We start from the raw sequence: 24,946 nt of genomic DNA, 5'->3' as shown, positions 1-24,946 counted from the left end.
TTTAACTGAAGTGTGCCGCCCGGAGCCCCGAGCGGCACGTCTTCTAACGGGTGCCCAGCGTCCAGCGGGGGCCGTCGGGGCTGTCCTCGATGGCGAGACCGGACTGGCCGAGCTGATCGCGGATCGCGTCCGCGGTCGCCCAGTCCTTCCGCTCGCGGGCCGACTCGCGCTGCTGGAGCACGAGCCGTACGAGGGTGTCGACGACGCCGTGGAGCTCTTCGCCGCCACCGGACTCCTCGGCCCAGTGCGGGTCGAGGGGGTCCAGGCCGAGGACGCCGAGCATGGCGCGGACCTCGGCGAGGCGGGCGATGGCCTCGTCCTTGTCGTCCGCGGCGAGGGCGCTGTTGCCCTGGCGGACGGTGGTGTGGATGATCGCGAGCGCGTGCGGCACGCCCAGGTCGTCGTCCATGGCCTCGGCGAAGGCCGGCGGCACCTCGGCGGCGGGGGCGACGGTCGTCCCGGCCTTCTCGGTGGCGCGCTGGACGAAGCCCTCGATACGGGCGAACGCCGACTCGGCCTCGCGCAGGGACTCCTCGCTGTACTCGATCATCGAGCGGTAGTGCGGGGTGCCCAGGTAGTAGCGGAGGACGATGGGGCGCCAGTTCTTGACCATCTCCGACACCAGCACGCTGTTGCCGAGCGACTTCGACATCTTCTCGCCGCTCATGGTGACCCAGGCGTTGTGCACCCAGTAGTGCGCGAACTCGTCGCCGAAGGCCTTGGCCTGGGCGATCTCGTTCTCGTGGTGCGGGAAGATCAGGTCGAGGCCGCCGCCGTGGATGTCGAAGGCGGAGCCCAGGTACTTGTGGGCCATGGCCGAGCACTCCAGGTGCCAGCCGGGGCGGCCGCGGCCCCACGGGGTGTCCCAGTCGGGCTCGCCCGGCTTGGTCGCCTTCCACATCGCGAAGTCGCGCGGGTCGCGCTTGCCGGTGATGCCGTCCTCGGCGGGCTGCCGCAGGTCGTCGATGTCCTGGTTGGACAGCTCCAGGTACCCCGGGAAGGAGCGCACGTCGAAGTAGACGCTGCCGTCGGCCTCGTACGCGTGACCGCGCTCGATGAGGCCGCGCATCATCTCGATCATCTCGGGTACGTGCCCGGTGGCGCGGGGCTCGTAGGTGGGCGGCAGGCAACCGAGGGCGTCGTAGCCCGCGTTGAACGCGCGCTCGTTCTCGTAGCCGATCGACCACCAGGCGCGGCCCTGGTCGGCACCCTTGGCGATGATCTTGTCGTCGATGTCGGTGACGTTGCGGATGAACGTGACGTCGTAGCCGCGGTAGGCGAACCAGCGGCGCATGATGTCGAAGTTCAGCCCCGACCGGATGTGGCCGATGTGCGGGGCGGCCTGCACGGTGGCGCCACAGAGGTAGATCGAGACGCAGCCCGGTGTGAGCGGGGTGAAGTCACGGATCTGCCGGGCGCTGGTGTCGTACAGGCGAATAGTCACCACTCCAGGGTAGTGGGCGTGTGGTAGTGCCCCGCGACCTATTCCCGGTCGCGGGACACGATTTTCCCCGGCTTTCACCGGCCCTGGGGCGATGCCTGAGCCGTTACGGGGTACACGAGGGCGGTCGCCAGGGCGGCGAGGCCCTCGGCGCGGCCGGTCAGACCGAGCCCGTCGGTGGTCGTGCCGGAGACGGAGACGGGCGCGCCGGCCGCCGCGCTCAGCGCCTTCTGGGCCTCGTCGCGCCGCTTGCCGACCTTGGGGCGGACGCCGATGACCTGGACGGCGATGTTGCCGATCTCGTATCCCTCGGCGCGGACGATCCGGGCGGCCTCGGCGAGGAGGGTGACGCCGGAGGCGCCGGACCACTCGGGGCGCGAGGTGCCGAAGTGGGCGCCGAGGTCGCCGACGCCGGCGGCGGAGAAGAGGGCGTCGCAGGCGGCGTGGGCGGCGACGTCGCCGTCGGAGTGGCCGGCGAGGCCGTACCCGTCGTTCTCTTCGGCGTCCCAGAGGAGGCCCGCGCACCAGAGTTCGCGGCCCTTCTCGAAGGCGTGGACGTCGGTGCCGATGCCGGTGCGCGGCAGCACGGGGAGATCAGAAGCCATCGTTGGCCCTCCTGCGGGCGAGTACGGCCTCGGCGAGGACGAGGTCGAGCGGACGGGTCACCTTGAACGCCTCCTCGTGGCCGGGCACGACGACGACGGGCGCGCCGAGCCTCTCGACCATGCCGGCGTCGTCGGTGGCGCCCTCACCGGTGAGGGCGATGGTGGCGTGGGCGTTGACCAGCGTGTCGTGGTCGAAGCCCTGCGGGGTCTGGACGGCGCGGAGGCGGGCGCGGACCGGCGTGGCGACGACCTGCTCGGGGTCGCCGGGCTTCTCGGCCGGCTCGACCTCCTTGACGGTGTCCGCGACGGGCAGCGCGGGGACGACGGCGACGGCCCCGTCCCGTACGGCCTCGATGACGGCGTCCACGGTGTCGACGGGGACCAGGGGGCGGGCCGCGTCGTGGACGAGGACGGTGGTGATGCCCTCGGGCAGTGCCTGGAGGCCGAGGTGGACGGACTCCTGGCGGGTGTCGCCGCCGGGGACGACGACGTAGTCCGTCCGCTCGGGGAGGGCGTGGGCGTCGAGGAGGTGCTTGACCTCGGCGGCGCCGTCGGGGGGTGCGACCACGACGACGAGCGAGACCGCGCGGGAGGCGGCCATCGCGCGGACGGCGTGGATGAGCATGGGCGTGCCGTTCAGCGCGCGGAGCGCCTTGGGCGCGCCCGGGCCGAGGCGTACGCCCCGGCCGGCCGCCGGGATCACCACGGCGGTACGAGGAGGACGCACTTCGTCTGACATCGGTTGCACTCCGGCAGGTTTGTTTCCGCGGCCGACATGGGTATGGCCTCACCGTGCCGGACGCGACGCCTTGACCGGGCCCTTTCCGTGACGACGGTCGAGGCGTTGCCGCATGAGCACAGGGGTTCGGACGTAACAGGGGGTGCGGGTTTCTCAGCGGTACGCACGGGGCGGTGGCCCATCCGGCGGTTCGCCTGGTGGCGTTCCCTCCGGCGGCGGTTCCTCCGCGTACTCCGTGTCCGTACGGTCCCGCGTACGCTCCGCATACGTACGCGAACATGCCGCAGCGCCCGGCGACAGCGCTGTGTGGTTCACAGCGCGCCAGCGGGCACCGCGGCATCGCTTCACTTGGAAGCACGCTCATAGCGAATCGCCCGGAGAGATCCGGTTGCCCGGAGGGATCCGGAGCGATTCAGAGCGCGCTCACTCAGGACGCGAGGACCTCGTCGAGGAGAGCCTCGGCCTTGTCCTCGTTCGTGTTCTCCGCGAGAGCCAGCTCGCTCACCAGGATCTGCCGAGCCTTGGCCAGCATCCGCTTCTCACCGGCGGACAGACCACGCTCGCGTTCCCGGCGCCACAGGTCGCGCACTACTTCGGCGACCTTGATGACATCGCCGGAGGCGAGCTTCTCGAGATTTGCCTTGTAGCGACGGGACCAGTTCGTCGGCTCTTCGGCGTACGGCGCGCGCAGCACCTCGAAGACCCGGTCCAGCCCGTCCTGACCGACCACGTCGCGAACTCCGACGAACTCCGCATTGTCTGCCGGTACGCGAACCGTCAGGTCGCCCTGCGCGACCTTGAGCACCAAGTAGGTCTTGTCCACGCCTTTGATCTGGCGAGTTTCGATGGCCTCGATCAGCGCGGCCCCGTGATGGGGATAGACCACGGTGTCGCCAACCTTGAACGTCATGTGACAGGTACCCCTTCCGTGGCTATCCAGGGTAACACGGATACTGCTTCTTCTGAATGGCGTTTTCGCAGGTCAGAGCATATCTCGGGGCTTGACAACAGCATCACGGACGTGCTGCGGAGGGCTTCCGGAAGGCGGTATTCGCAGGTCGGAGCGGCTGTGCGGACGGAGAGAAACGCGCACGTTACACGTACCTGGAGGCCGTCGAGAGAGGAGCGATGTCCCGGTTTGTCGGGTTCGGGGCGCCGTTCTTCGCGTACTCCGTTCGAGGATCGCCCACCCGTACGGATGTACGTCGGGGTGATTCCCGAATTGATCAGGTCGACGACGGTCCGCGATTTCCCGGAGCGGGGCTGCGGGGAATGCGGGGCGACCACCGAATTGATCAAGGCAGTTATGTGAACAACAGGTCAATGGGTCGCGATCCGGCCACAGCGGGTCACTCGCGGCGCGGGGCGGACGCCCCTCCGGGCGGGCCCGGGAAGGACCTCGCGCACCGTCCCCGGCGCCACCCCGGCAACTGCCGCGGCCGGTTAGGGGCGGGTCGGGTGCGGGACGGAGAGTGCGGCTCGGTAACCTAAGCGCGCTGACACACCTTTAGCTCGTCCTTAGTCCTCAAGCCTGAGTCCTCAAGCCTGTCCGTTCGTCCTAGGAGATGCCGCCGCCGTGAGCCGCAGCCTTCGACGCGGCGCCCTCGCCGCTACTGCCATCGTGTTCTCCATCACCGCGCTGTCCGCCTGTGCTGCGGGCAACGACGCGCAGACGCTCGGCGTCAAGCCGGACAACGCGGCCGTCACCGTGGACGACGTCAAGATCCAGAACGCGCTGGTCATCACCCAGCCCCACGAGGGCGTGAAGGGTCCCGCCGTCGTCTCGGCCACCGTCTTCAACAACGGCAGCACGCCGCAGACCCTCGACGCGATCACCCTCCCGGGCACGAGCGCGACGGTGAAGCTGACGGCCGCCGCGGGCGCCGCCGGCCCGATCACCGTCCCGCCGCTCGGCTCCGTCGTGATCGGCGGCGCGGGCAACGCCACCGCCGTCATCGAGAACGGCACCGAGGCCGCCAGGAAGGGCGACGTCCAGGAGGTCGTCTTCAAGCTGAGCAAGACCGGCGACGTGGGCCTGGGCGCCTTCGTCGTCCCGGCGACGAGCTACTTCGAGGAGTTCGGCCCGTCGATCGTCCCCGCTCCCCCGGGCGCCACGCCGACCGCCACGGCCTCGGCCGAGGGCGAGCACGGCGAGGGCGAGGGCGAGCACGGCGCCGAGCCCTCGGGCGAGGCGACGACCGCCGGTCACTGACCGCGGCAGCAGGACATGCGTGAAGGGGCGCCCCCCCGGTGGGGGGCGCCCCTTCACGCGTACCTCAGGTCTTTTTACGGCTCGAACTTGTAGCCCAGGCCGCGGACCGTCACCAGGTAGCGCGGGGCACCCGGGTCCGGTTCGATCTTGGCGCGGAGGCGCTTCACGTGGACGTCGAGGGTCTTGGTGTCGCCGACGTAGTCGGCGCCCCAGACCCGGTCGATGAGCTGCATACGGGTCAGCACGCGGCCCGCGTTGCGCAGCAGCATCTCCAGGAGGTCGAACTCCTTCAGCGGCAGGTCGACCTTGCCGCCCGAGACCGTCACCACGTGGCGGTCGACGTCCATGCGGACCGGGCCGGCCTCCAGGGCCGCCGGCGTGACCTCCTCCGGCTCACCGCGGCGGCGGAGCACCGCGCGGATGCGGGCGACCAGCTCCCGCGAGGAGAAGGGCTTGGTCACGTAGTCGTCGGCTCCTATTTCCAGGCCGACGACCTTGTCGATCTCACTGTCCTTGGCGGTCACCATGATCACCGGGACGTTCGAGCGGCCGCGCAGCTGGCGGCACACCTCGGTACCGGGCAGGCCCGGCAGCATCAGGTCGAGGAGGACGAGGTCGGCTCCGTTGCGCTCGAACTCGTCGAGGCCGTCGGGCCCGGTCGCCGCCACGGCGACCTCGAAGCCTTCCTTGCGGAGCATGTACGACAGGGCGTCGCTGAAGGATTCCTCATCCTCGACGACGAGCACTCGGGTCACGGAAGGACCTCCGGGGCGGGAAGCGGTTCGGTCATGAGATCTGGGGTGGGAGACGAGACGGGCCGGCGGTCCCGTGCGGAGCCCGCCTCGGGCAGCCGCAGGGTGAAGGTGGAGCCCTGGCCCTCGGTGCTCCATACGGTGACCTCGCCGCCGTGCGAGGCGGCCACGTGCTTGACGATGGCGAGGCCGAGCCCCGTACCGCCGGTGGCACGGGAGCGGGCCGGGTCGACGCGGTAGAAGCGCTCGAAGACGCGCTCCTTGTCCTTGTCGGGGATGCCGATGCCCTGGTCGGTGACGGCTATCTCGATGAGGTCGCCGCCGGGCGCGGCGATCTTGCGTGCCGCGATGCCGACGCGGGTGTGGGCCGGTGAGTAGTTGACCGCGTTCTCGACGAGGTTGCCGAGGGCGGCGGCGAGCTGGCCGCGGCTCCCCCAGACGCGCAGGTCGGCGGCGCCGCCGGAGACCATGGTGATCTGCTTGGTGGAGGCGGTGTGCCGGGAGCGGTCGATCGCCTCGACGACGAGCTCGTCCACGGACACCGGCTCGGAGTCTTCCAGCGGGTCGTCGTTCTGCACGCGGGAGAGGTCGATGAGCTCCTGTACGAGGTTGGTGAGGCGGGTCGCCTCGATCTGCATGCGGCCGGCGAAGCGGGTGACCGCCTCGGGGTCGTCCGAGGCGTCCATGACCGCCTCGGAGAGCAGGGAGAGCGCGCCCGTGGGCGTCTTGAGCTCATGGCTCACGTTGGCGACGAAATCCCGCCGTACCGCTTCGATCCGGCGGGCCTCTGTGAGGTCCTCGACCAGGAGCAGGACCAGCCGCGAGCCCAGCGGGGCGACCCGGGCGGAGACGGCGAGGGCCTCGCCGCGCCCGGTGCCGCGCCGGGCCAGGTCCAGTTCGACCTGTCGTATCTCCCCGTCGCGGCGGGTGTCGCGGGCCATGTTGAGCATGGGCTCCACGGCCAGCTTCCCGCCCCGGACCAGGCCGAGGGCGTACGCCGCCGAACTGGCCTTGACCACGGAGTCGCTCTCGTCGAGGACGACCGCGGAGGAGCGCAGTACGGACAGCACGGTGTCGACGCCGGGCGGGAGCACGGCGTCGGTGTGCAGGGAGGTTCGGGTGGGCCGCGCCTGGTCGCGCTCGCTCCAGCGGAACGCCAACATGGCGATCACGCCGGTGCACACGCCGGCGATCGCTGCCAATGCGGCGACCGCCGCGTTCACGTCCATGCCCTCAAGGTTATGCGGCACGGAGGACACTCTCCCAGCCGTCCGAGTGGCTCCTCGAACAGTCGTCGCCCAGAGTTCACCCTGGAGACGGTGGTGATTCATTTGCTGCGACGGCGGCAGTGGCGCGTGTCGCCCAGAGTTCACCTAGAGGAAAGTGGCGATTCACATGAGGGGGTGGAACCGGACGCGTAGGGGGCCGAACGTGGGAGCGTGGGGGTCCGAAGCCCCACCCGGACCCCGGAGCTTTGCGTAGAGAGGGACATCCATGCGGGACGCGTACCACGAGGAACTGGACTCGATCGGCGAGAGTCTGGTCGAGATGGCCCGACTCGTCGGTTCGGCGATCGGGCGGGCCACGACGGCGATGCTCGACGCGGACCTGAAGCTCGCGGAGAGCGTGATCGCGGCGGACCAGAAGGTCGACGACCTCCAGCACGATCTGGAGGCCCGGGCGATAGCGCTGCTCGCCCGGCAGCAGCCGGTGGCGACGGACCTGCGGATCGTGGTGACCTCGCTGCGGATGAGCGCGGACCTGGAGCGCTCGGGCGACCTGGCGCAGCACGTGGCGAAGCTGGCGCGGCTGCGGTTCCCGGACACGGCGGTGCCGCGGGACCTGCACGCGACCATCCTGGAGATGGGGCAGCTTGCCCAGCGCCTGATGGCGAAGGCGGCGGAGGTCATCATCACGAAGGACGTCGACCTGGCGCTCCAGCTGGAGCAGGACGACGACGAGATGGACCTGCTGCACCGGACGCTGTTCCAGCACCTGATGGACGACCGCTGGCGGCACGGCATCGAGACGGCGGTGGACGTGACGCTGCTCGGCCGGTACTACGAGCGGTTCGCGGACCACGCGGTGTCGGTGGCGAAGCGCGTCGTGTACCTGGTGACGGGTGAGCACGCGGACGAGCTCCAGGCGGCGGACGCTCCGGTCGAGGGCGCGTAGGGCCCGTCCGGCTGAGGGGCGCGTAGGAGCGTGCAGGAGCGCGGGGCGCCGATGCGCCGTTGATGCGCCGGTCCGAGTGGGCATGCAATGGGGGGAGGCGACGCACGCCTCGAAAGGGAGGGACCCCCATGGCCGAATCCCCTATGACGACCGATCCCCAGCAGGAGGCTCCGCGCGGGACGGAGTTCCTGCCCGTCCTCGGCGCCTGCGGCTGCGGCTCGGGCTGCGGCTGCGGCTGCCAGTCGGGCGGGCCGTGCCAGTGCGGGGGCTGCTCGGGCTGACCGACTGAGGGAGGGGGCGGGGTCGATGACCCCGCCCCCTCTCCTTCTCGCTTCGGCCTCAGGTGCCTCAGATGTCGAGTACGCCGACGGTCTGGCCGCCGCTGACCTCGCCGGTCGTACGGAAGCCGAGCCGGCGGTAGAACTCGCCGGGGCCGTCCTCGCCGGGATGCCAGGTCACGTACAGCTGTCGTGCTCCGCGCCGCCGGAGCTCGTCGCGCAGCGCCTCGACGGCGAAGCGCCCGTACCCCTTGCCCTGCCCGGTGGCGGTGATGTTGAGCCGCCAGAGCCCGCTGCGGCGGTCCTCGGGGTCCTTCTCCGCGTTCCACGGGATGTCGAGGAAGGCCATCAGGAAGCCGACGAGCTCGTCCCCGTCGAAGATCAGCCGGGGCCAGGCGGTCTCCCCGAAGGCGTACGCCTCGGCGAGGGACTTCACGACGGGAGCGACGTTGCGCTCCTGATGGGGGTGGACGCGCAGCTCCAGGGCGGCGTCGACGTTCTCGGGGGTGACGCGCTCCAGGCGGAGTGACGCAGGGGGCTGTGGCGTGCTCATGACCTGGAACGTTAAGGGATGCGGCGCGCCGCCCGCCCGCGAATATCGCGGCTTGCGGGCCGCGGCCCGACGGCCCCCTGGCCGCCGGTCGGTGAGCAGCGGTCAGGGGGCCGTCGGGCGCGATCTCCCGCTAGCGGGAGAGGAACACGACCGAGCGGAGCGTGAGGCGGTCCGTGGCCGGGCGGCCGTGCGGGCGGAGGGTCCAGGAGTCGCCGCTGCAGTCGGGCTCGGTGAAGACGATCGCGTACTCGTCCGTGTCGTTGTGCGGTGCGAAGGCGGGCGCGGAGGCGTCCGGGTCGGCGGCCTCCGGGATCGTGACGCACACGCTGCTCTCCGGGTCGTGGAGCGTGGCCGTCTGCACCTCCCCGCTCAGCCCGACGAACCGGTAGTGGAAGTCGCCGGTGGCGGCGTGGGCGGGCGTGGCCAGGGTGGCGGTGAGGGCAAGGGCGCCGCAAGCGGCGGCGACGGAGTGCCGGAGACGCACGAGGACTCTCGTTTCGTGAGACGGAAGGGGTGTCACGGGCAGACCTACCGCGCCACCCGCCCCCCATTCCCGACCCCCGCGCCGTAAGGTTTCGCCCTCACCCGTCCGGCTCAGCGCCGCCGCGTCCGTCACCTTTCCCGGCCGTCGCCGGAGGTGTCGCACAGCGCGCGGTCGACGAGGCGGCTGGCGGCCTTGTGCTGCCGGAGCGTGGTGTCGAAGTCGTGGAAGCTGGTGGTCATGGAGACGGTGACGGTGCGGCTGCCGTCGCCGGTGGCGCCGTTCAGGGTGATGTAGCCGGCTTCGCCCCCTTCGTGGCTCCAGTAGGTGCCGCCGCAGGTCAGGGGGCGGCTGACCAGGCCGAGGCCGTAACGTCCGCCGGGCCAGATCGCCTCGATCCGCTTGTCGACCGGGACGGTGTCCCGCATCTCGGCCAGGCGCGCCCCGGACAGCAGCTCGCCGCCCAGCAGTCCCCGGAAGAAGCGGTTGACGTCCGCCGTGGTGGAGACGTAGCCGCCGAGGTCGGGAACGATCTGCTCGGTGACGTCGATCCGTTCGCCGGGGGCGAAGACCTGGTAGCCGTTCGCGTGCGGACGGCGGAGGGTGGACGTGGCGCCCGACAGGTAGGTGTGGTGCATGCCGAGCGGCTTCAGGATCCGGCTCTCGACCTCCTCCCGCCACGGGCGACCGGTGACCTTCTCGACGATCATGCCGAGGACGACGTAGCCGGTGTTGGAGTAGCCCCAGCCGGTGCCGGGCGGGAAGTCCGGGCGGTGCTTCATCGCCCGGGCGACGATCTGTTCGGGGGTGTAGGTGTCGTAGCGGTGCCGGTAGTAGTCCCGCGGGGTGTCGAAGCCGGGAAGGTCGTCGTGGAGACCGCTGGTGTTCCGCAGGAGCTGGCGCACGGTGATCTTCCGGCCGTCGTTGCCGTTGCCGTCGATCACTCCGGGCAGCCGGTGGTCCACCGTGTCGTCGAGTGCCAGCCGGCCCTCGTCGACCAGTTGGAGGACCGCCGCGGCCATGAGCGCCTTGCCGGTGCTGGCCATCCGGAAGTAGCCGTCGCGGGGCACCGGACGGTTCGTACCCACCACGGCGACGCCCGTGGCGGAGACCAGATCCCGGCCGGAGGCGGTGGTCACGCGTGCCTGGACGCCGGTGATCCCCAGCGCCCGGAGGGCGGAAGTGTCCCGGCGCAGGTCGTCCTGGCGGTAGCCGGGCGCGGAGGGTGCGGAGGCGCTGGTCGAGGGCGGGGATGCGGCGGAGTGGCCTACGCCGGCTTCGGCCACTCCGGCCGTGGCGAGTAAGGCCGCCGTGACGGCGAGCCACCCGCGGACGGTCCGACGGTGACGCTGCTGCTGGGACGGGCGGTGCTTCGGCGCGGAGGCCGGGGGTGTGGATCTCATGGACGTCACGCTAGGAAGCGACCCCCTTGCGGGTCGCTACCGCAGGCGGCCGTTCGAAACCTACAGCTGGCTGTAGCGCCGCAGGGGGTGCCCGGCCCGTACCGTGGCGCGTCCGAGGGCCGCTCCCGGCCCCGTAGTACGACGGAGGAGGGCGAGCCGCCCGTGCACGGCGCAAACGGCAAGGCCCGCACACGATCGGTCCCGGCCTTGGTCCAGGCAGGGCGCAGTAGCACCTATCTGCTCGGCACGCTGATGACCGCGACGGTGACGCTCGTGGCGGCACCCCTGCTGTGGGTACCGTCGCTGGCGGCTCCCTGGGCCGAGCGCCACCGCCGCCGCGCCGGGGCCCTGCTGGGCCGGCCGGTGGAGCCGCGCCCGCGCTCCGTGCGCCGCGACCTCGGGTGGCTCGTGACCCAGGTGGCCACCGGCATGCCGGCGGGCCTCTTCGCCCTGCTGTGCCTGGGCAACCTGCTCCTCGTCCTCGGCATCACCGTGGGCTGGCGGGCCTTTCCCGCGTCGGATCCGCCACGGCTCCCGCTGCTCGGTGTCCATATCGACAGCTGGGCCCTCGCGCTGACGATCGGTCCGGCGCAGTTCCTGCTCCTGGCGGCGCTGGCGACCGTCGCCCTGCCACCGCTCGCCCGGGTGCACGCGCGGTGCTGCCTGGCCGTACTGACACCGACTCACGCGGAACGGCTGGCCGCACGCGTCGGCGAACTCACGCGGACGCGCACCGACGTCCTCCAGGCGCACGGCGCGGAGCTCCGCCGGATCGAACGCGACCTGCACGACGGCACCCAGGCCCGGCTGGTGGCCATCGCCATGCGGCTCGCCGTGGCCGGGGAGATCCTCCCCCAGGACCCCGACGCGGCCGCCGCGCTCGTACGGCAGACCCGAGCCGAGGCCGAGGAGGCCATGACCGAGCTGCGCTCCGTCATCCGCACCATCTACCCTCCGGTCCTGGCCGACCAGGGCCTCGCCGGTGCGCTCCGCACCCTGGCCACGAGGGCCGGGGTGCCGACCCGTATCGGCGTCGGCGAGCTCGGTGAGGTCCCCGCCGCGGTCGAAGCGGTCGCCTACTTCGCCGTCACCGAGGCGCTGGCGAACATCGCCCGGCACAGCCGGGCCACCGAGGCCGCCGTCCGCGTCGCCCGGGACGGCGCGCTGCTGTCCGTGGAGATCACCGACGACGGGACCGGCGGAGCGGACGCGTCCCGAGGCAGCGGCCTGGACGGAATCCGCCGCCGCGCCGCCGCCCTGGACGGCACCATGGGGATCAGCAGCCCGCCGGGCGGGCCGACCACCGTCACCGTGGAGCTGCCGTGCGCGTAGTCATCGCCGAGGACAACGTCCTGCTGTCCTCCGGACTCGAACTCCTGCTGGGCTCCCAGGGCTTCGAGGTCGCCGCGATCACGGAGGACGCGCCCGCCTTCCTCACCGCCGTCGAGACCCACCGCCCGGACGTCACCATCGTCGACGTGCGGCTGCCCCCGACCTTCCGCGACGAGGGCATCCGCGCCGCCCTCCGGGCCCGCCGCGACCACCCCGGACTTCCCGTTCTGGTCCTGTCCCAGTACGTCGAGCAGGAGTACGCCGGCCGCCTCCTCTCCGACACGCGCGGCGGCATCGGCTATCTGCTCAAGGACCGGGTGAGCCGGATCGCGGAGTTCACCGACGCGCTGCGCCGCGTGGCCGCCGGCGGCACCGCCATGGACCCCGAGGTCATCGCCCAGCTCCTCGCCGTCCACGGCGATCCCGTCGACGCCCTCACCCCCCGCGAACGCGAGGTCCTGGCGCTGATGGCCGAGGGCCACGACAACACCACGATCGCCCAGCGGCTGTTCGTCACCGACAACGCCGTCCACAAGCACATCGGCAACGTCTTCCTCAAGCTCGGCCTGTCGGCCGGCGACAGCGGCCACCGCCGGGTCCGCGCCGTCCTGGCCTACCTCCGCCGCCACGGCGGCACCGGCCCCGGCCCCGGCTCCTGACTCCTGACTCCTGACTCCTGCACAGGAAGAGGCCCTCCACCCGCTGAAACCAGCAGGTAGAGGGCCTCTTTCGTGACTGAGGACTACTCCGTGGGCTACTTCTTGCCCTGGTTCTTCACGGCCTCGATGGCCGCCGCCGCCGCGTCCGGGTCGAGGTAGGTGCCGCCCGGGTTGAGGGGCTTGAAGTTCTCGTCGAGCTCGTAGGACAGGGGGATGCCCGTCGGGATGTTGAGGCCCGCGATGTCCGCGTCCGAGATGCCGTCCAGGTGCTTCACCAGGGCGCGGAGGCTGTTGCCGTGGGCCGCGACCAGGACCGTGCGGCCGGTGAGGAGGTCCGGGACGATGCTGTCGTACCAGTACGGGAGCATCCGGTCGACGACGTCCTTGAGGCACTCCGTCCGCGGGCGCAGCTCCGGCGGGATCGTCGCGTAGCGCGCGTCGTTGGCCTGCGAGTACTCGCTGTCGTCGGAGAGCGCCGGCGGCGGGGTGTCGTACGAGCGGCGCCACAGCATGAACTGCTCCTCGCCGAACTCGGCGAGCGTCTGGGCCTTGTCCTTGCCCTGGAGGGCGCCGTAGTGGCGCTCGTTCAGGCGCCAGGAGCGGTGGACCGGGATCCAGTGGCGGTCCGCGGACTCCAGCGCGAGCTGCGCCGTGCGGATGGCGCGCTTCTGGAGGGAGGTGTGCAGCACGTCGGGCAGCAGGCCGGCGTCCTTGAGCAGCTCGCCGCCGCGCGTCGCCTCCTTCTCGCCCTTCGCGGTGAGGTTCACGTCCACCCATCCGGTGAACAGATTCTTCTCGTTCCACTCGCTCTCGCCGTGGCGGAGGAGGATCAGCTTGTACGGTGCGTCGGCCATGCGTACGAGCCTAATCGACCGCCGACGATTGACGCGCGTCGTCAATTCGCTGGCGTCCGGCACCTGAGATACGTAAGTTACGAGGGCCGCGATAGGGGCTTACATACAGCAAGGGGCCGGCCACACATGTCCATCGACTCGCTCAGACGATCAGCACGCGCGACGGTTTCGGGGTTCCCCCGGGGCTTCTGGTGGCTCTGGCTGTCGACCTTGGTCAATCGGACCGGGGCCTTCGTCCTGACTTTCCTCTCCCTCTATCTGACGCAGGAGCTCGGGCACTCCGCCTGGTTCGCCGGGCTCGTCGTCGCCCTCCACGGTCTCGGCGGCGTCGCCGGCTCGCCCCTCGGCGGCATGCTCACCGACCGCTGGGGCCGCCGCCCCACCATGGTCACGATGCACCTGGCCGCCGCCGCCTGCGCCGCCGCCCTCGCCGTCGTCACCAGCGCCTGGGCCATCGCCACCGTCGTCCTCCTCATGGGCGTCGCCATGCAGGCCGTCCGGCCGTCCATCAACGCCACGATCGCCGACATGGTCCCCGCCCACGACGTGCGCCGGGCGTACGCCCTCAACTACTGGGCCCTCAACCTCGGCTTCGCCATCGCCTCCATCGGCGGCGGCGCCGCGGCCTTCCTCGGCTACCGCACCCTCTTCGTCGTCGACGCCGTCGCCACCGTCCTGTGCGCCGTCATCGTCTTCCTGCGGCTCCCCGAGACCCGCCCCGAGGCCGCCGTCGACAAGCGGGGCGAGCCCGTCGCCGAGGAGAAGGTCAGCATGCTGACCGTCCTCCGCGACGCCCCCTTCCGCACGCTCGTCCTCCTCAACCTCCTCGTCTGCATCGTCTTCACGGCCCCCTGGATCGGTCTCCCGCTGACCATGGCCGACCAGGGCCTGCCCCCGTCTTCCTTCGGCATGGTCATCGCCGTCAACGGCATCGTGATCGTCGGCTTCCAGCTCCTCGTCAACAAGCTGACCGACAAGCGCTCCCCCGCCCTCCTGCTGACCCTCTCCGCGCTCCTCTTCGCCTTCGGCACCGGCGCCACCGCCCTCGCCGGCTCCTCCGTGGCCTTCGCCGCGACCGTGGTCGTCTGGACCGTCGGCGAGATGATCCACGTCCCGACGAACGCCGCCGCCACCGCCCGCCTCGCCCCGGAGCACGCCCGCGGCCGCTACCAGGGCGTCATGGGCATGTCCTGGGCCGTCGCCGGGTTCATCGCCCCCATCGCGGCCGGCGCGATCGTCGACGGACCCGGCCCCGACGTCCTCTGGACGGCGACCGCCGCCCTCGGCGTCCTCGCCGCCGTCGGGTACTACATCCGGCTGAGGAAGGCCCTCGCGGAGGAGGGCACCGCGGAGACCGAGATCCGGCGCCCGGTGAAGAGCGACGACGCCGGATCCGACGCCGACGTCCCGGACGCCGACGTCTCCCGCGTCGACGTCCCGGACGCCGCCGGGCAGGCCCCCGTCAACGCCTGACCTCCCCCGGGCCGGCGCGGCGGACCCTCACCCCGCCGCGTACGCCGCCCACCGCACGAGCCCGAACCCCTCCCCCTCCCTGCGCACTTCGGCGGCACCGGCCCCGCCGAAGTGCGCGGGCACGACCAGCTCCCGTTCGTCGGCGGCCCGTTCGAGGATCCGCCGGCGGCTCACCGCCGCCCCGGCCGGGTCCAGGCAGAAGCAGCTGGCGCAGGACGGTTCGAGGAGCTGTACGGGGCTGTGCAGCAGGTCCCCGACGAAGACCGCCCTGTCGCCCCCGGACGCGAGCCGCAGCACCCCCGAACCGGGCGTGTGGCCCGGCGCCGACTCCAGCGTCAGGTTCCCGTCGATGCGATGGGCCCCGTCCCACAGCCGGACCTGCCCGGCGCGGTGGACGGGTGCGACGCTGTCCTCGTAGACGAGCCGGTCCTCCTCCTGGCGGCCGTTGCCGTATCCGTTCGCCGGGCCGTAGTGGGCGTCGTCGGCCGCCGGGACGAGGTACTCGGCGTTCGGGAAGGTCGGCACCCATTCCCCCTGGGCGTCCCGCGTGTTCCAGCCGACGTGGTCGGCGTGGAGGTGGGTGTTGACGACGACGTCGACGTCCTCGGGCCGGATGCCCGCCCCCTCCAGCCGCTCCAGGAAATCGCCCTGCTGCCGGTGGAAGTGCGGCGAGTGCGGCCGCTCGCGCCCGTTGCCGACCCCCGTGTCGACCAGGACCGTCCGGCCCCCGCTCCGCAGCACCCAGCTCTGCAGTGCCATGACCGCGCTGTCGCTCTCCGGCGCCCAGTGGTCCGGCGCCAGCCACTCCTCGTTGTCCTTCCACACCTCGGCCCCGGCCCCGGGGACGAGGCCCCGGGCCGGGCCGAACGGGCCCTGCCACTCGACGACCCGGATGATCTCGACGTCTCCCAGCACGATGCGCTGTGCGCTCTCCGTGTTCATGCGATCGAGCCTAGGGAGGGGCAGGTGAGCCTCTCAATGCTCCTTCTGCTCCTCTGGATACGCGTACGTCTCAGGGGTGAGGCTTGCGAGCCCCGGGCTGTCGTAGGCTCCCGGCATGGACGTGGTGAGCGACGCGATCTCGGCCGTACGCGTCGGGCGGCCCTCCTCCGACCGCGTGCGGGTCGGCGGCGACTGGTGCGCCCGGCTGGACCCGTACGACGGGGCGGGCTTCCACGTCGTCCTGAAGGGCAGTTGCTGGCTGCTGCCCGACGGCGGCGGAGATCCGATCGCGCTCGGCGCGGGGGACGCCGTGCTGCTCCCGCACGGTACGGGGCACGTCATCGCCGACTCGCCCGCCGACGCGGCGACGGTCGCGCGGGCGGTGTCGTTCACCCGGTGGGCCGACCGGAAGCCGCCCCGACCGCCCCAACCGCCCCAACCGCGGCTGCCCGCCTTCCGCGCGCCCGAGCGCGAAGCCGGGCGCGAGGTCGAGCGTGCACCCGAGCACGCGGCCGAGCGTGCGCCCGAGCGCGAGGTCGAGATGCTCTGCGGCAAGTACCGGCTCGACCGCGGCCACACCCATCCGCTCCTGGCCGAGCTCCCCCCGCTCGTCCATCTGCCGAACCGCGTCGGCCGCCACCCCGAACTCCGCGCCGCCATCGACCTCCTCGGCGGCGAGCTCGACGAGCGGCGGCCCGGCGCCTGCATCGCCCTGCCGAGCCTGCTCGACCTGCTGCTCGTCTACATGATCCGTTCCTGGCTGGCCGAGAGCACCGACGGCGCCTGGCCCGCCGTCCTCGGCGACCCCGTGACCGCCGCCGCCCTGCGTGCCCTGCACTCCGACCCGGCCGCCCCCTGGACCAACGAGCTGCTGGCCGCCGAGGCCGGTGTCTCCCGGCCCACCCTGGCCCGCCGCTTCGCCTCGCTCGTCGGCCGGCCCCCGATGGCGTACCTGACGTGGTGGCGGCTGACGCACGCCGCCACCCTGCTCCGGGACACCCCGGACCCGCTGGCCACGGTCGCCCGCCGCGTCGGCTACAGCACGCCGTACGCCTTCTCGCACGCCTTCCGCCGCGAGTTCGGCACGACACCGGGCCAGTACCGGAGCGGCCAGGGCGTCGCTACCGCCCGCTGAGCGCCCGCTGGGCCTCGTACAGGTTCCGGGGGCGCACCGACCCCGGGCTCCCGTACGCCTCCACGCGCGCATGGAGCTCGCCCGCGAAGTCCGGGACGTCGGTCTGGTCGAACTCCCGCACCTCGCTGATGCCGACCGTGGCGCTGTACGGGGCGACGGTGTCTAGCTTCACGAGGCCCGCGCGGCCGTTCGTCACCGTGACGTTCCAGTGGGCGAACCGGGCCCCGTAGAGCGGTCCCGCGGAGGCGTCGCCGCCGTGCCGGCCGTTGTTCTCGACGGTGATCTCGGTCCGTACGTTCGCGAAGGGCATGCCCCGGTGGGTGTCGAAGGTGCCCATCTCCATGACCCCGCGCGACCAGACGTTGTGGCTGGACAGGCCCTCGACGTTGATGCCGTGGAGCTGGGTGCCCGCCGGGGCGGGGACGGTACGGGCCGCGATGCGGAAGTCCTCGACCAGGTTGTCGTGCGCGCCCTCCCGGCAGAAGTACGGGTGGTGGGAGCCGCGCCCCTCGACGCGCGTGCGGCGCAGGGTGCAGGCGGAGGCGGCGACGAGCCCGAAGCCGTTGTCGACGTGCCGGACGACCACGTCCTCCGCCCAGCAGTCGTACGCGCACTGGAAGGTGACGCCGTTGTAGCCCTTGTCGAGGAGGTGGGGGGACTGGGGCGTCTCCACCGCCTCCAGGGTCAGGCCCACCACCCCCGAGTCGGTGAGCGGTTCGGCCCCGGAGACGAGTCGGGGGTCCCACTCGGGGCGGAGGTCGAGCGGCAGGGGCCGTTCGAGGGTGACGCGGCGGCCCGCGATCCCGGTGATCCGTACGGGCCACTCGTAGGGGACGTAGGAGGTGAGCTTGGTCTTGTCGTCCCAGGTGTACGCCTCCGCGCCGGGGCCGCCGCCCGCCATGTGCTCCAGGAGCGTGTGGCCGGCGTCGTCGGCGAGGCGGAGGACGACCAGCTGCCCGGGGGCCAGGCCCGACGGGTCCTCGACCGTGACCGAGCGGTCGCCGCGGCGGGCCGGGCGGAGGGTGGTGAGCGTGGTCCATGCGTCGCGCCTGTTGCCGGTCCAGCCCTCGAACGGCCAGGCCCGGTCCCGTATCGCGGCGACGAGGGAGGCGTGCCGGGCGTGCGGGGAGAGCCAGACGAGGCCGCCGGCCCAGGACCAGGAGGACTTGTCGCCGCCGTAGCGGGAGCCGTACGGGCCGATCAGCTCGGTGAGGTTCCGGGTCGCGAGCAGGGTCGTACGGCCGGAGCCCGCGCCGCGCAGGACGACCCCGCTGTGGCCGATCCGGAGGTAGTCGTCGATCCGGTACGTGCCGGGTGGCAGCAGCACCGTGCCGCCGCCCCGCTCCCCCGCCTCGACGAGGGCGCGGTTGATCGCGGGGGCGGAGTCGGTGCCGTACACATCGGTCGCTCCGCGACGGGCGTCGGGGGTGGCCCCGTAGGTGACGGCGTTCGCCACGACGGGCGGGCGGGGCGCGCGCCGGGCGCCGCCGTGGGCGCCGGCCCGGCCCACGTAGGGGATCTGCGGGTGGGTGGTGGGGGCGGCCTCGAACTCCCGCCAGAGTTCCGCGGGGAGGGCGGGGAAGGTGGGGAGGGCGGGGAGGCGGGTGGGCGGTGTGAAGCCCGTCGTACCTCCCATGGCTCCCACGGCCCCCACGACCGCCACCGCACTGCCGACGAACTGCCTTCTGCTGAGTGCTGCCATGCCCCTGAACCTTTCACGTATATGAACGGTGTTCAGATGTGCGCCGGGCGCGAGCATGGCAGGGGAAGGCCCTTGCCGGAAGAGGTCAGTGAGTGGGTTTCTTCGTGGGCTTCTGGGTCAGGTTCTTGAACGCGTCGAGGTTGCGGGTCGACTCGCCGCGCGAGACCCGCCACTCGTACTCGCGCCGGATCGCCGACGCGAACCCCAGCTCCAGGAGCGTGTTGAAGTCGCCGTCCGCCGCTTCCAGGACCGAGCCGAGCAGCCGGTCCAGCTCGTCGGGCGTGACGGCGGCGAGCGGGAGCTTCCCGGCGAGGTAGATGTCGCCGAGGCCGTCGACCGCGTAACTCACCCCGTACAGCTTGAGGTTGCGTTCGAGCAGCCAGCGGTGGACGCCCGGCTCGTTCTCGTCGGGGTGCCGGATGACGAAGGCGTTCAGGGAGAGCGAGTGGCGGCCGGCGCGCAGCGAGAGCGTCGTGAAGAGCTTGCGCGTGCCCGGGAGTTTGACGACGTACGCACCGGGCTCGGGGGACTCCCACTCCAGTTCGGCGTCCTGGAGCGTGGATTCGATGATCCCCCGCACGTCCCCGGTCACGCCGTCCTTGGTCACGTCCTCAGCCATGGTGGGAGCGTACGCGACGGCGGTTCTCGCGGACCCGATGGTCGTGCATGGCGGCCGTGTACACGTCGGCCGTGCCGGAGGCCGCCGTGTCCCAGCCGAACGACCCGGCGTGCAGGGCCGCCGCCGCGCCCATCCGGTCCGTCAGCGCCGGATCGGCGACGAAGCGGCCGAGCGCGCGGGCGTAGTCCACCGGGTCGTGCCCCTGGACGAGGAAGCCGGTCACGTCGTCCCGTACGGCGACGGGCAGACCGCCCACCGCCGCCGCGACGACCGGGGTGCCGGCCGCCTGCGCCTCGATGGCGACGAGACCGAAGGACTCGCTGTACGAGGGCATGACGAGGACGCTGGCCGCGCGGAACCAGTCCGCGAGCCGGTCCTGCCCGACCGGCGGGTGGAAGCGCACGATGTCCGCGATCCCGAGCCGGGCGGCGAGCTTCTGGAGGCCCTCCGGCTTGGCCAGGCCGCTGCCGCTCGGGCCGCCGACGACCGGGACGACCATGCGCGAGCGCAGCGACGGGTCCTGGTCCAGGAGCCGTGCGGCGGCGTGCAGCAGGATGTCCGGGGCCTTGAGGGGCTGGATGCGGCCGGCGAACACCGGGATGAAGGCGTCCTGCGGCAGCCCGAGGCGGGCGCGGGCGGCGGCGCGGCCGTCGGCGGGGCGGAAGTGGTCGAGGTTGACGCCCGGGTGGACGACCGCGATCTTGCCGGGGTCCGCCTCGTAGAAACGGGCGAGCTCGTCGGCCTCCTCGGCCGTGTTGGCGATCAGCCGGTCGGCGGCGGAGACGATCTGGGTCTCGCCGATGACGCGGGCCGCGGGCTCGGGCGTGTCGCCCTCGGCGAGCGCCGCGTTCTTGACCTTCGCCATGGTGTGCATCGCGTGGACGAGCGGGACGCCCCAGCGCTCGGCGGCCAGCCAGCCGACGTGGCCGGAGAGCCAGTAGTGGGAGTGGACGAGGTCGTAGTGGCCGGGGCGGTGGCCCGCCCACGCCTGCATCACGCCGTGCGTGAAGGCGCAGAGCTGGGCCGGCAGCTCCTCCTTGGCCAGACCCTCGTAGGGGCCCGCGTCGACGTGCCGGACGAGGACGCCGGGGGTGAGCTCGACGACCGGCGGGAGGCCGCCGGTGGTGGCCCGGGTGAAGATCTCCACCTCGATGTCGATGGCGGCGAGGCGCTTGGCCAGCTCGACGATGTAGACGTTCATGCCGCCCGCGTCGCCCGTGCCCGGCTGGTGCAGCGGGGAGGTGTGGACGCTGAGCATGGCCACCCGGCGCGGGGTGCGGTTCCGGCCGGGGAGCCGGAGCCGGGTCGGCGCCTGGTGCCGGTGCCGGGTACCGGCGAACCGGGACACGTACTGGCTCACGTCGGCGGTCCTTCCGCTCGGGGACTGAGCTGGGCTGAACGGGGTGGAGCTCTGTTGAACGGGGTGGAGCTGCGTTCGGTGAAGCTGAACGCGGTGGAGCCGAGCTGCGTTCGGTCAAGCTGAACGCGGTAGAGCGAGCTGCGTCGGGCATGACAGCTGAAGGGCGGGTGACGCCCTTCAGCCCCGACAACAGCGGAATGGTCCCTTTCATTTCCGACCGCGCGGGCGCTTTGCCAATTCATTACCGGTCGAGAACGACCAGGACCGGTCGTACCTGGTCACAGCCAGTCCCCCGCGCCTCACCCCGTACGCTCGTGTCATGGCCCCGCGCACCACCCGCCCCGTCGGCACACCGACCCGCGGGACCACCAACCCCAACCGTCTGCGCCGCATGGACCGCTGGATCGCCGCCGTCCACGGCCCCGCCCTGCGCCGCTCCCCCGAGCCGCCGCTCGCCGTCGACCTCGGATACGGGGCCGCCCCCTGGACCGCCGTCGAACTGCTCGCCCGGCTGCGCACCGCCGAACCCCGCACCCGGCTCTACGGCATCGAGATCGAGCCCGCCAGGGTCGAGGCCGCGAAGCCGTACGAGCACGAGGGCCTCTCCTTCGTCCACGGCGGCTTCGAGGTGCCGGTGCCCGGCACGGTCGCCCTGATCCGGGCGGCGAACGTGCTGCGCCAGTACGACGAGGAACAGGTCGCGGCCGTCTGGGCGCGACTGTGCGGGCGGCTCGCACCCGGCGGACTGCTCGTCGAGGGCACCTGCGACGAGATCGGGCGGCGGCACGTGTGGGTGGCCCTCGACCGGACCGGGCCGCGCACGGTGACCTTCGCGACCCGGCTCGGCTCGCTGGAGCGGCCGTCGGACCTGGCGGAGCGGCTCCCGAAGGCGCTCATCCACCGCAACGTACCGGGCGAGCCGGTGCACGCCTTCCTGCGGGACTTCGACCGGGCGTGGGCGGCGGCCGCCCCGTACGCCTCGCTGGGCGCGCGACAGCGCTGGATCCGCTCCGTACGCGAACTGTCGGCGGACTGGCCGCTGACGGACGGTCCGCGGCGGTGGCGGCAGGGCGAGGTGACGGTGCGGTGGGAGGCGCTGGCGCCGCGACTCTGAGGCGCGGCCCGGATCCTCCCCGTCCTCTCCCTCTCCTCCCCTCCCCTCCCCTCCCCTCCCCTTCCCCTCCCTTTCCCCAACTCCCGCTGAATTTCGCGTACGTCGGGAACGCCACTCGCGTATCGCTCGTCCCCCTGAGGGGAAACGGCCCGACAGGCCCTGGTTTCCCCTGTTGCTTTCCGGTTTCGCATGGCACTATCGCCAAGGCCGCCGCTAAGTTACTGACGGTAAATCAGATAGAGACGCGGGCCGTTTACGAGGGGGAGCTTGTGAACCGACGTCGCCACACCACCGCCGCGATCACCGTGATCTGCGCCCTGGCGGTGCTGGCCTCACCCGCTTTGACCCTCCAGGCCTCCGCCGCGCCGCTACCCCCTCCCCCGCCGAAGAAGAGCCTGGAGGAGGTACGCAAGGAGATAGACGGCCTGTACCGGCAGGCCGCCGCCGCCACCGACGCGTACAACCTCGCCGAGGAGAAGACCAAGGAGCAGTCCGTCGAGATCGTCCGGCTCGCCCGGATGATCGTCGAGGGCCGCGAGAAGGTCGAGGACCTCAAGGCCAAGGCGGGCGCCGCAGCCCGCGCCCAGTACCGCAACGGCGGACTCCCGGAGGGCGCGCAGCTCGTCCTCACCGACGACCCGCAGCTCTTCCTCGACACCGCGGGCCGGCTCAAGGCCGGGGCGAAGGCCACCACGGACCTCCTCGGCGAGATGACCCGTGCCCAGGCCGAGTTGGGCGTCTACGCGAAGGACGCCGGCGACAACTGGACCAAGCTGGAGGCCCACCGGGTCAAGCAGGCCCAGGCGAAGAAGGAGATCAACGACAAGATCGCCGCGGCCAAGAAGCTGGAGTCCGCACTCGCCGCGGAGGAGCGGGAGCGGCTGCGCCGCCTTGAGGAGCAGGCGCAGTACCGGGCCCAGACGACCTGGCTCGACACCGGCATCCTCGGCGACCTCACGACCGGGGCGACCTCGCAGGGCAAGAAGGCGGTCGAGTTCGCGACGGCGCAGGTCGGCAAGCCGTACGAGTGGGGAGCGGAAGGGCCGTCCTCGTTCGACTGCTCCGGCCTCACGCAGCTCGCCTGGGGCAAGGCCGGCCTCCCGATCCCGCGCACCTCGCAGGAGCAGTGGCGGCTGCTGCCGCGCGTGGACATCAAGGACATGCGGCCCGGCGACCTGATCGTCTACTTCAAGGACGCGAGCCACATCGGGATGTACATCGGCAAGGGCGCGATCGTCCACGCGCCGCGCCCCGGCCGGAACGTGACGATCGCGGGAGCGGGCTCGATGGAGATCCTGGGAGTCGTGCGACCGGGGTGACGGGCGGCGCGGGGCGCCGGGCGGCATCGGGGCGCACGGGGTACCGGGCAGCACGGGCATCGGGCAGCACGGGCATCGGGGCGCCGGCGCGGAAGAGCGGTCGAGGCAGCAGCCCGCCGGGGGCGGCCATCTCCTCCGGCGTGGCGGGATTCCGCGCCTCCCTGTGACCGGAATCATCCGCCCGACCTGACGGAGATCCCCCGCCCGGCGTGACCTTTCTCATTGCCTCCGGGCCTCTCCCCCGACCGCCCGCGGCCCTTCCCGCGACAACTACCTCCCCTTCCGCGGCATATGCCAAGCCCCCCGCGACCACTCGCGGACTGATCACCATTCCGCTGCGCACCGACCTACCGCTAGGGTCCGGGACGGGCGGGGCGCCACCCGGCGCCCTGCGCACCCTCGGGGGGAGGGAAGGAAGCTCCGGACCGATGCCCGTATCCGTACCCCGCCAGAGAAACGACTCTGCTGCCGCGGGAACCGGCGACGCCACCGCTATGGACGCCACCGTTATGACTGGCACAGGCACAGGAACCGACCGCGATCGCACCGATCTCACCCTCCTGGTCGTCGAGGACGACCCGGCGGGTGCCCTCGCCGTGCCCGAACTGCTCGACGCGGCGGACGCCGCCGGCACCCGCGTACGCATCCGGACCGCCCGCAACCTCACCGAGGCCGAGCGGCTCCTCACCGACGACGTCCACTGCGTCCTCGTCGACCTCTCCCTGCCCGGCCCCCGCGCGGCCGCCGGGGACGACCCCCTCGCCCCGCTCCGCCACATCCTGCGCCTCGCCCCGCGCCACGCCGTCCTCGCGCTCGCGGCCTCGGCGGACGCGGAGCTCGCGGCCGAGGCGGTACGGGTCGGGGCCCAGGACCACCTCTTCCGCGAGGAGCTCGACGGGCGGCTGCTCAGCCGCGCCATCCGGTACGCGGTCGAACGCAAGCGCGCCGACGCCGTCCAGGTGAAGCTGGCCGAGTCCCGGCTGCGGGCCCAGGAGAACGCCCGCCTGGAGCGCGGGCTGCTCCCGACCCCCCTCCTGGAGGGCTCCGACCTGCGGTTCGCGGCCCACTACCGGCCAGGCCGCTCCCGCGCGCTGCTCGGCGGCGACTTCTACGACGTCGTGCGCACGCCCGACGGCACGGTCCACGCCATGATCGGCGACGTCTGCGGGCACGGCCCCGACGAGGCGGCCCTCGGGGTCGAGCTGCGGATCGCCTGGCGGGCGCTGACCTTCGCGGGGCTGTGCGGGGACGAGCTGCTCTCGACGATGCAGCAGGTCCTGGAGCACGAGCGGGAGAGCGACGAGATCTTCGCGACCCTCTGCACCGTCGACATCGCGCCCGACGGACGCCGGGCGGGCCTCTGCCTCGCCGGCCACCCGTCACCGCTGATCGCCCGGCAGGGGCGGGCGGCCCGGCTCCTTCCGTACGAGGACGGCGGCCCGGCCCTGGGGCTGCTGCCGCGCGCCCGCTGGCCGCGCCGCCAGGTGGAACTGGGCGGGGCGTGGAGCCTGCTCATGTACACGGACGGCCTGATCGAGGGCCGCTCGGCCGGCCCCGGCTCGCCGCGGCTCGGCCAGGACGGGATGGTCCAGATGATCAACCGGCAGCTGGCCGAGGGCCTGCGGGGCGAGGAGCTCCTGGAGGCGGCGGTGACGGAGGTGCGGGCGCTGAACGGCGGCGAGCTGACGGACGACGTCGCCGTCCTGGCGCTGGAACGGGACAGGGCCCGGGGTTAGCCCCCAGGCCCTGGCCGTGTCGTTGCCGTACTCGTTCTTGTTCTCGCTGCTCTTGTTCTCGC

At 72.2% G+C, this 24,946-nt stretch carries 24 protein-coding genes; 10 read left to right on the top strand and 14 right to left on the bottom strand.

Annotated features, from left to right (window positions below; all coding sequences use genetic code 11):
* Positions 1-43: 43 nt before the first annotated feature.
* The 4 genes from cysS to ACFC0G_RS34150 form a co-directional block, all read right to left on the bottom strand.
* Positions 44-1,444, bottom strand: coding sequence for a cysteine--tRNA ligase (cysS, locus tag ACFC0G_RS34165; RefSeq protein ID WP_376411147.1), 1,401 nt, complete (start codon positions 1,442-1,444; stop codon positions 44-46).
* Positions 1,445-1,518: 74 nt separating this feature from the next.
* Positions 1,519-2,046 (bottom strand): 2-C-methyl-D-erythritol 2,4-cyclodiphosphate synthase, encoded by a 528-nt coding sequence (ispF, locus tag ACFC0G_RS34160; RefSeq protein WP_376411145.1) that lies wholly within the window; start codon positions 2,044-2,046, stop codon positions 1,519-1,521.
* Entirely contained in the window at positions 2,036-2,785 is a 750-nt protein-coding gene (gene ispD / locus ACFC0G_RS34155; RefSeq protein ID WP_376411143.1) for a 2-C-methyl-D-erythritol 4-phosphate cytidylyltransferase, read from the bottom strand. Before ispD ends, ispF begins: the two co-directional genes overlap by 11 nt.
* A gap of 427 nt (positions 2,786-3,212) precedes the next feature.
* Positions 3,213-3,695, bottom strand: a complete 483-nt coding sequence (locus ACFC0G_RS34150) for a CarD family transcriptional regulator (protein WP_003953493.1) — start codon at positions 3,693-3,695, stop codon at positions 3,213-3,215.
* 666 nt (positions 3,696-4,361) lie between these two features.
* On the opposite strand from ACFC0G_RS34150, the gene ACFC0G_RS34145 reads away from it, so the two are divergent.
* A complete protein-coding gene (locus ACFC0G_RS34145) occupies positions 4,362-4,997 on the top strand; it encodes a DUF461 domain-containing protein (RefSeq protein ID WP_376411140.1) in 636 nt (211 codons plus the stop codon).
* A gap of 74 nt (positions 4,998-5,071) precedes the next feature.
* Here the strand turns inward: ACFC0G_RS34145 and ACFC0G_RS34140 are convergent, their stop codons facing one another.
* Together ACFC0G_RS34140 and ACFC0G_RS34135 are read right to left on the bottom strand one after the other, a co-directional pair.
* Positions 5,072-5,752, bottom strand: coding sequence for a response regulator transcription factor (locus ACFC0G_RS34140; RefSeq protein WP_017242433.1), 681 nt, complete (start codon positions 5,750-5,752; stop codon positions 5,072-5,074).
* Positions 5,749-6,978, bottom strand: coding sequence for a cell wall metabolism sensor histidine kinase WalK (locus tag ACFC0G_RS34135; protein ID WP_024756336.1), 1,230 nt, complete (start codon positions 6,976-6,978; stop codon positions 5,749-5,751). The genes ACFC0G_RS34140 and ACFC0G_RS34135 overlap by 4 nt, the downstream gene beginning before the upstream one ends.
* A gap of 265 nt (positions 6,979-7,243) precedes the next feature.
* On the opposite strand from ACFC0G_RS34135, the gene phoU reads away from it, so the two are divergent.
* Together phoU and ACFC0G_RS34125 are read left to right on the top strand one after the other, a co-directional pair.
* Positions 7,244-7,924, top strand: coding sequence for a phosphate signaling complex protein PhoU (gene phoU, locus ACFC0G_RS34130; RefSeq protein ID WP_024756335.1), 681 nt, complete (start codon positions 7,244-7,246; stop codon positions 7,922-7,924).
* Positions 7,925-8,052: 128 nt separating this feature from the next.
* A complete protein-coding gene (locus tag ACFC0G_RS34125) occupies positions 8,053-8,205 on the top strand; it encodes a hypothetical protein (protein ID WP_185909602.1) in 153 nt (50 codons plus the stop codon).
* Positions 8,206-8,272: 67 nt separating this feature from the next.
* Here the strand turns inward: ACFC0G_RS34125 and ACFC0G_RS34120 are convergent, their stop codons facing one another.
* From ACFC0G_RS34120 to ACFC0G_RS34110, 3 genes are all read right to left on the bottom strand, one after another.
* Entirely contained in the window at positions 8,273-8,755 is a 483-nt protein-coding gene (locus tag ACFC0G_RS34120; RefSeq protein WP_376411135.1) for a GNAT family N-acetyltransferase, read from the bottom strand.
* 130 nt (positions 8,756-8,885) lie between these two features.
* On the bottom strand, positions 8,886-9,239 hold the full coding sequence (locus ACFC0G_RS34115; RefSeq protein WP_376411132.1) for a hypothetical protein: 354 nt from the start codon (positions 9,237-9,239) through the stop codon (positions 8,886-8,888).
* Positions 9,240-9,367: 128 nt separating this feature from the next.
* Positions 9,368-10,639, bottom strand: a complete 1,272-nt coding sequence (locus tag ACFC0G_RS34110) for a serine hydrolase domain-containing protein (RefSeq protein ID WP_376411129.1) — start codon at positions 10,637-10,639, stop codon at positions 9,368-9,370.
* A 162-nt stretch (positions 10,640-10,801) separates the two neighbouring features.
* Between ACFC0G_RS34110 and ACFC0G_RS34105 the strand changes: the two genes are divergently transcribed.
* Together ACFC0G_RS34105 and ACFC0G_RS34100 are read left to right on the top strand one after the other, a co-directional pair.
* Positions 10,802-11,971 (top strand): sensor histidine kinase, encoded by a 1,170-nt coding sequence (locus ACFC0G_RS34105; RefSeq protein ID WP_376411126.1) that lies wholly within the window; start codon positions 10,802-10,804, stop codon positions 11,969-11,971.
* The gene (locus tag ACFC0G_RS34100) at positions 11,962-12,630 is read left to right on the top strand and encodes a response regulator (RefSeq protein ID WP_376411123.1); all 669 of its coding nucleotides are present in this window, start codon (positions 11,962-11,964) and stop codon (positions 12,628-12,630) included. The genes ACFC0G_RS34105 and ACFC0G_RS34100 overlap by 10 nt, the downstream gene beginning before the upstream one ends.
* 95 nt (positions 12,631-12,725) lie before the next feature.
* Here the strand turns inward: ACFC0G_RS34100 and ACFC0G_RS34095 are convergent, their stop codons facing one another.
* The gene (locus ACFC0G_RS34095) at positions 12,726-13,484 is read right to left on the bottom strand and encodes a phosphoglyceromutase (RefSeq protein WP_376411120.1); all 759 of its coding nucleotides are present in this window, start codon (positions 13,482-13,484) and stop codon (positions 12,726-12,728) included.
* A 210-nt stretch (positions 13,485-13,694) separates the two neighbouring features.
* Between ACFC0G_RS34095 and ACFC0G_RS34090 the strand changes: the two genes are divergently transcribed.
* A complete protein-coding gene (locus ACFC0G_RS34090) occupies positions 13,695-14,957 on the top strand; it encodes an MDR family MFS transporter (RefSeq protein ID WP_376411117.1) in 1,263 nt (420 codons plus the stop codon).
* A gap of 27 nt (positions 14,958-14,984) precedes the next feature.
* Here the strand turns inward: ACFC0G_RS34090 and ACFC0G_RS34085 are convergent, their stop codons facing one another.
* The gene (locus ACFC0G_RS34085) at positions 14,985-15,899 is read right to left on the bottom strand and encodes an MBL fold metallo-hydrolase (RefSeq protein ID WP_376411114.1); all 915 of its coding nucleotides are present in this window, start codon (positions 15,897-15,899) and stop codon (positions 14,985-14,987) included.
* A gap of 115 nt (positions 15,900-16,014) precedes the next feature.
* Here ACFC0G_RS34085 and ACFC0G_RS34080 point away from each other — a divergent pair, with 115 nt between their 5' ends.
* Positions 16,015-17,034 carry an AraC family transcriptional regulator gene (locus tag ACFC0G_RS34080; RefSeq protein ID WP_376411111.1) on the top strand — a complete coding sequence of 340 codons (1,020 nt, stop codon included), beginning with the start codon at positions 16,015-16,017 and terminating at the stop codon, positions 17,032-17,034.
* Here ACFC0G_RS34080 and ACFC0G_RS34075 read toward each other — a convergent pair.
* The 3 genes from ACFC0G_RS34075 to mshA all read right to left on the bottom strand — a co-directional run bounded on the left by ACFC0G_RS34075 (position 17,021) and on the right by mshA (position 20,715).
* The gene (locus ACFC0G_RS34075; RefSeq protein WP_376411109.1) at positions 17,021-18,736 is read right to left on the bottom strand and encodes a glycosyl hydrolase family 28-related protein; all 1,716 of its coding nucleotides are present in this window, start codon (positions 18,734-18,736) and stop codon (positions 17,021-17,023) included. The genes ACFC0G_RS34080 and ACFC0G_RS34075 overlap by 14 nt on opposite strands.
* 85 nt (positions 18,737-18,821) lie before the next feature.
* A complete protein-coding gene (locus tag ACFC0G_RS34070; RefSeq protein WP_376411107.1) occupies positions 18,822-19,355 on the bottom strand; it encodes a YbjN domain-containing protein in 534 nt (177 codons plus the stop codon).
* A complete protein-coding gene (gene mshA / locus ACFC0G_RS34065; protein ID WP_376411105.1) occupies positions 19,348-20,715 on the bottom strand; it encodes a D-inositol-3-phosphate glycosyltransferase in 1,368 nt (455 codons plus the stop codon). The genes ACFC0G_RS34070 and mshA overlap by 8 nt, the downstream gene beginning before the upstream one ends.
* 319 nt (positions 20,716-21,034) lie before the next feature.
* Between mshA and ACFC0G_RS34060 the strand changes: the two genes are divergently transcribed.
* The 3 genes from ACFC0G_RS34060 to ACFC0G_RS34050 all read left to right on the top strand — a co-directional run bounded on the left by ACFC0G_RS34060 (position 21,035) and on the right by ACFC0G_RS34050 (position 24,884).
* On the top strand, positions 21,035-21,829 hold the full coding sequence (locus tag ACFC0G_RS34060; protein ID WP_376411102.1) for a class I SAM-dependent methyltransferase: 795 nt from the start codon (positions 21,035-21,037) through the stop codon (positions 21,827-21,829).
* 269 nt (positions 21,830-22,098) lie between these two features.
* Complete coding sequence (locus ACFC0G_RS34055) at positions 22,099-23,148, top strand: NlpC/P60 family protein (protein ID WP_376411099.1); 1,050 nt, start codon at positions 22,099-22,101, stop codon at positions 23,146-23,148.
* A 494-nt stretch (positions 23,149-23,642) separates the two neighbouring features.
* Positions 23,643-24,884 (top strand): PP2C family protein-serine/threonine phosphatase, encoded by a 1,242-nt coding sequence (locus tag ACFC0G_RS34050; protein ID WP_376411096.1) that lies wholly within the window; start codon positions 23,643-23,645, stop codon positions 24,882-24,884.
* Positions 24,885-24,946: the final 62 nt, after the last annotated feature.

It is taken from the genome of Streptomyces sp. NPDC056169 (assembly GCF_042268445.1).
Classification (GTDB): domain Bacteria; phylum Actinomycetota; class Actinomycetes; order Streptomycetales; family Streptomycetaceae; genus Streptomyces.
This window is presented reverse-complemented; position numbering and strand designations above follow the sequence as displayed.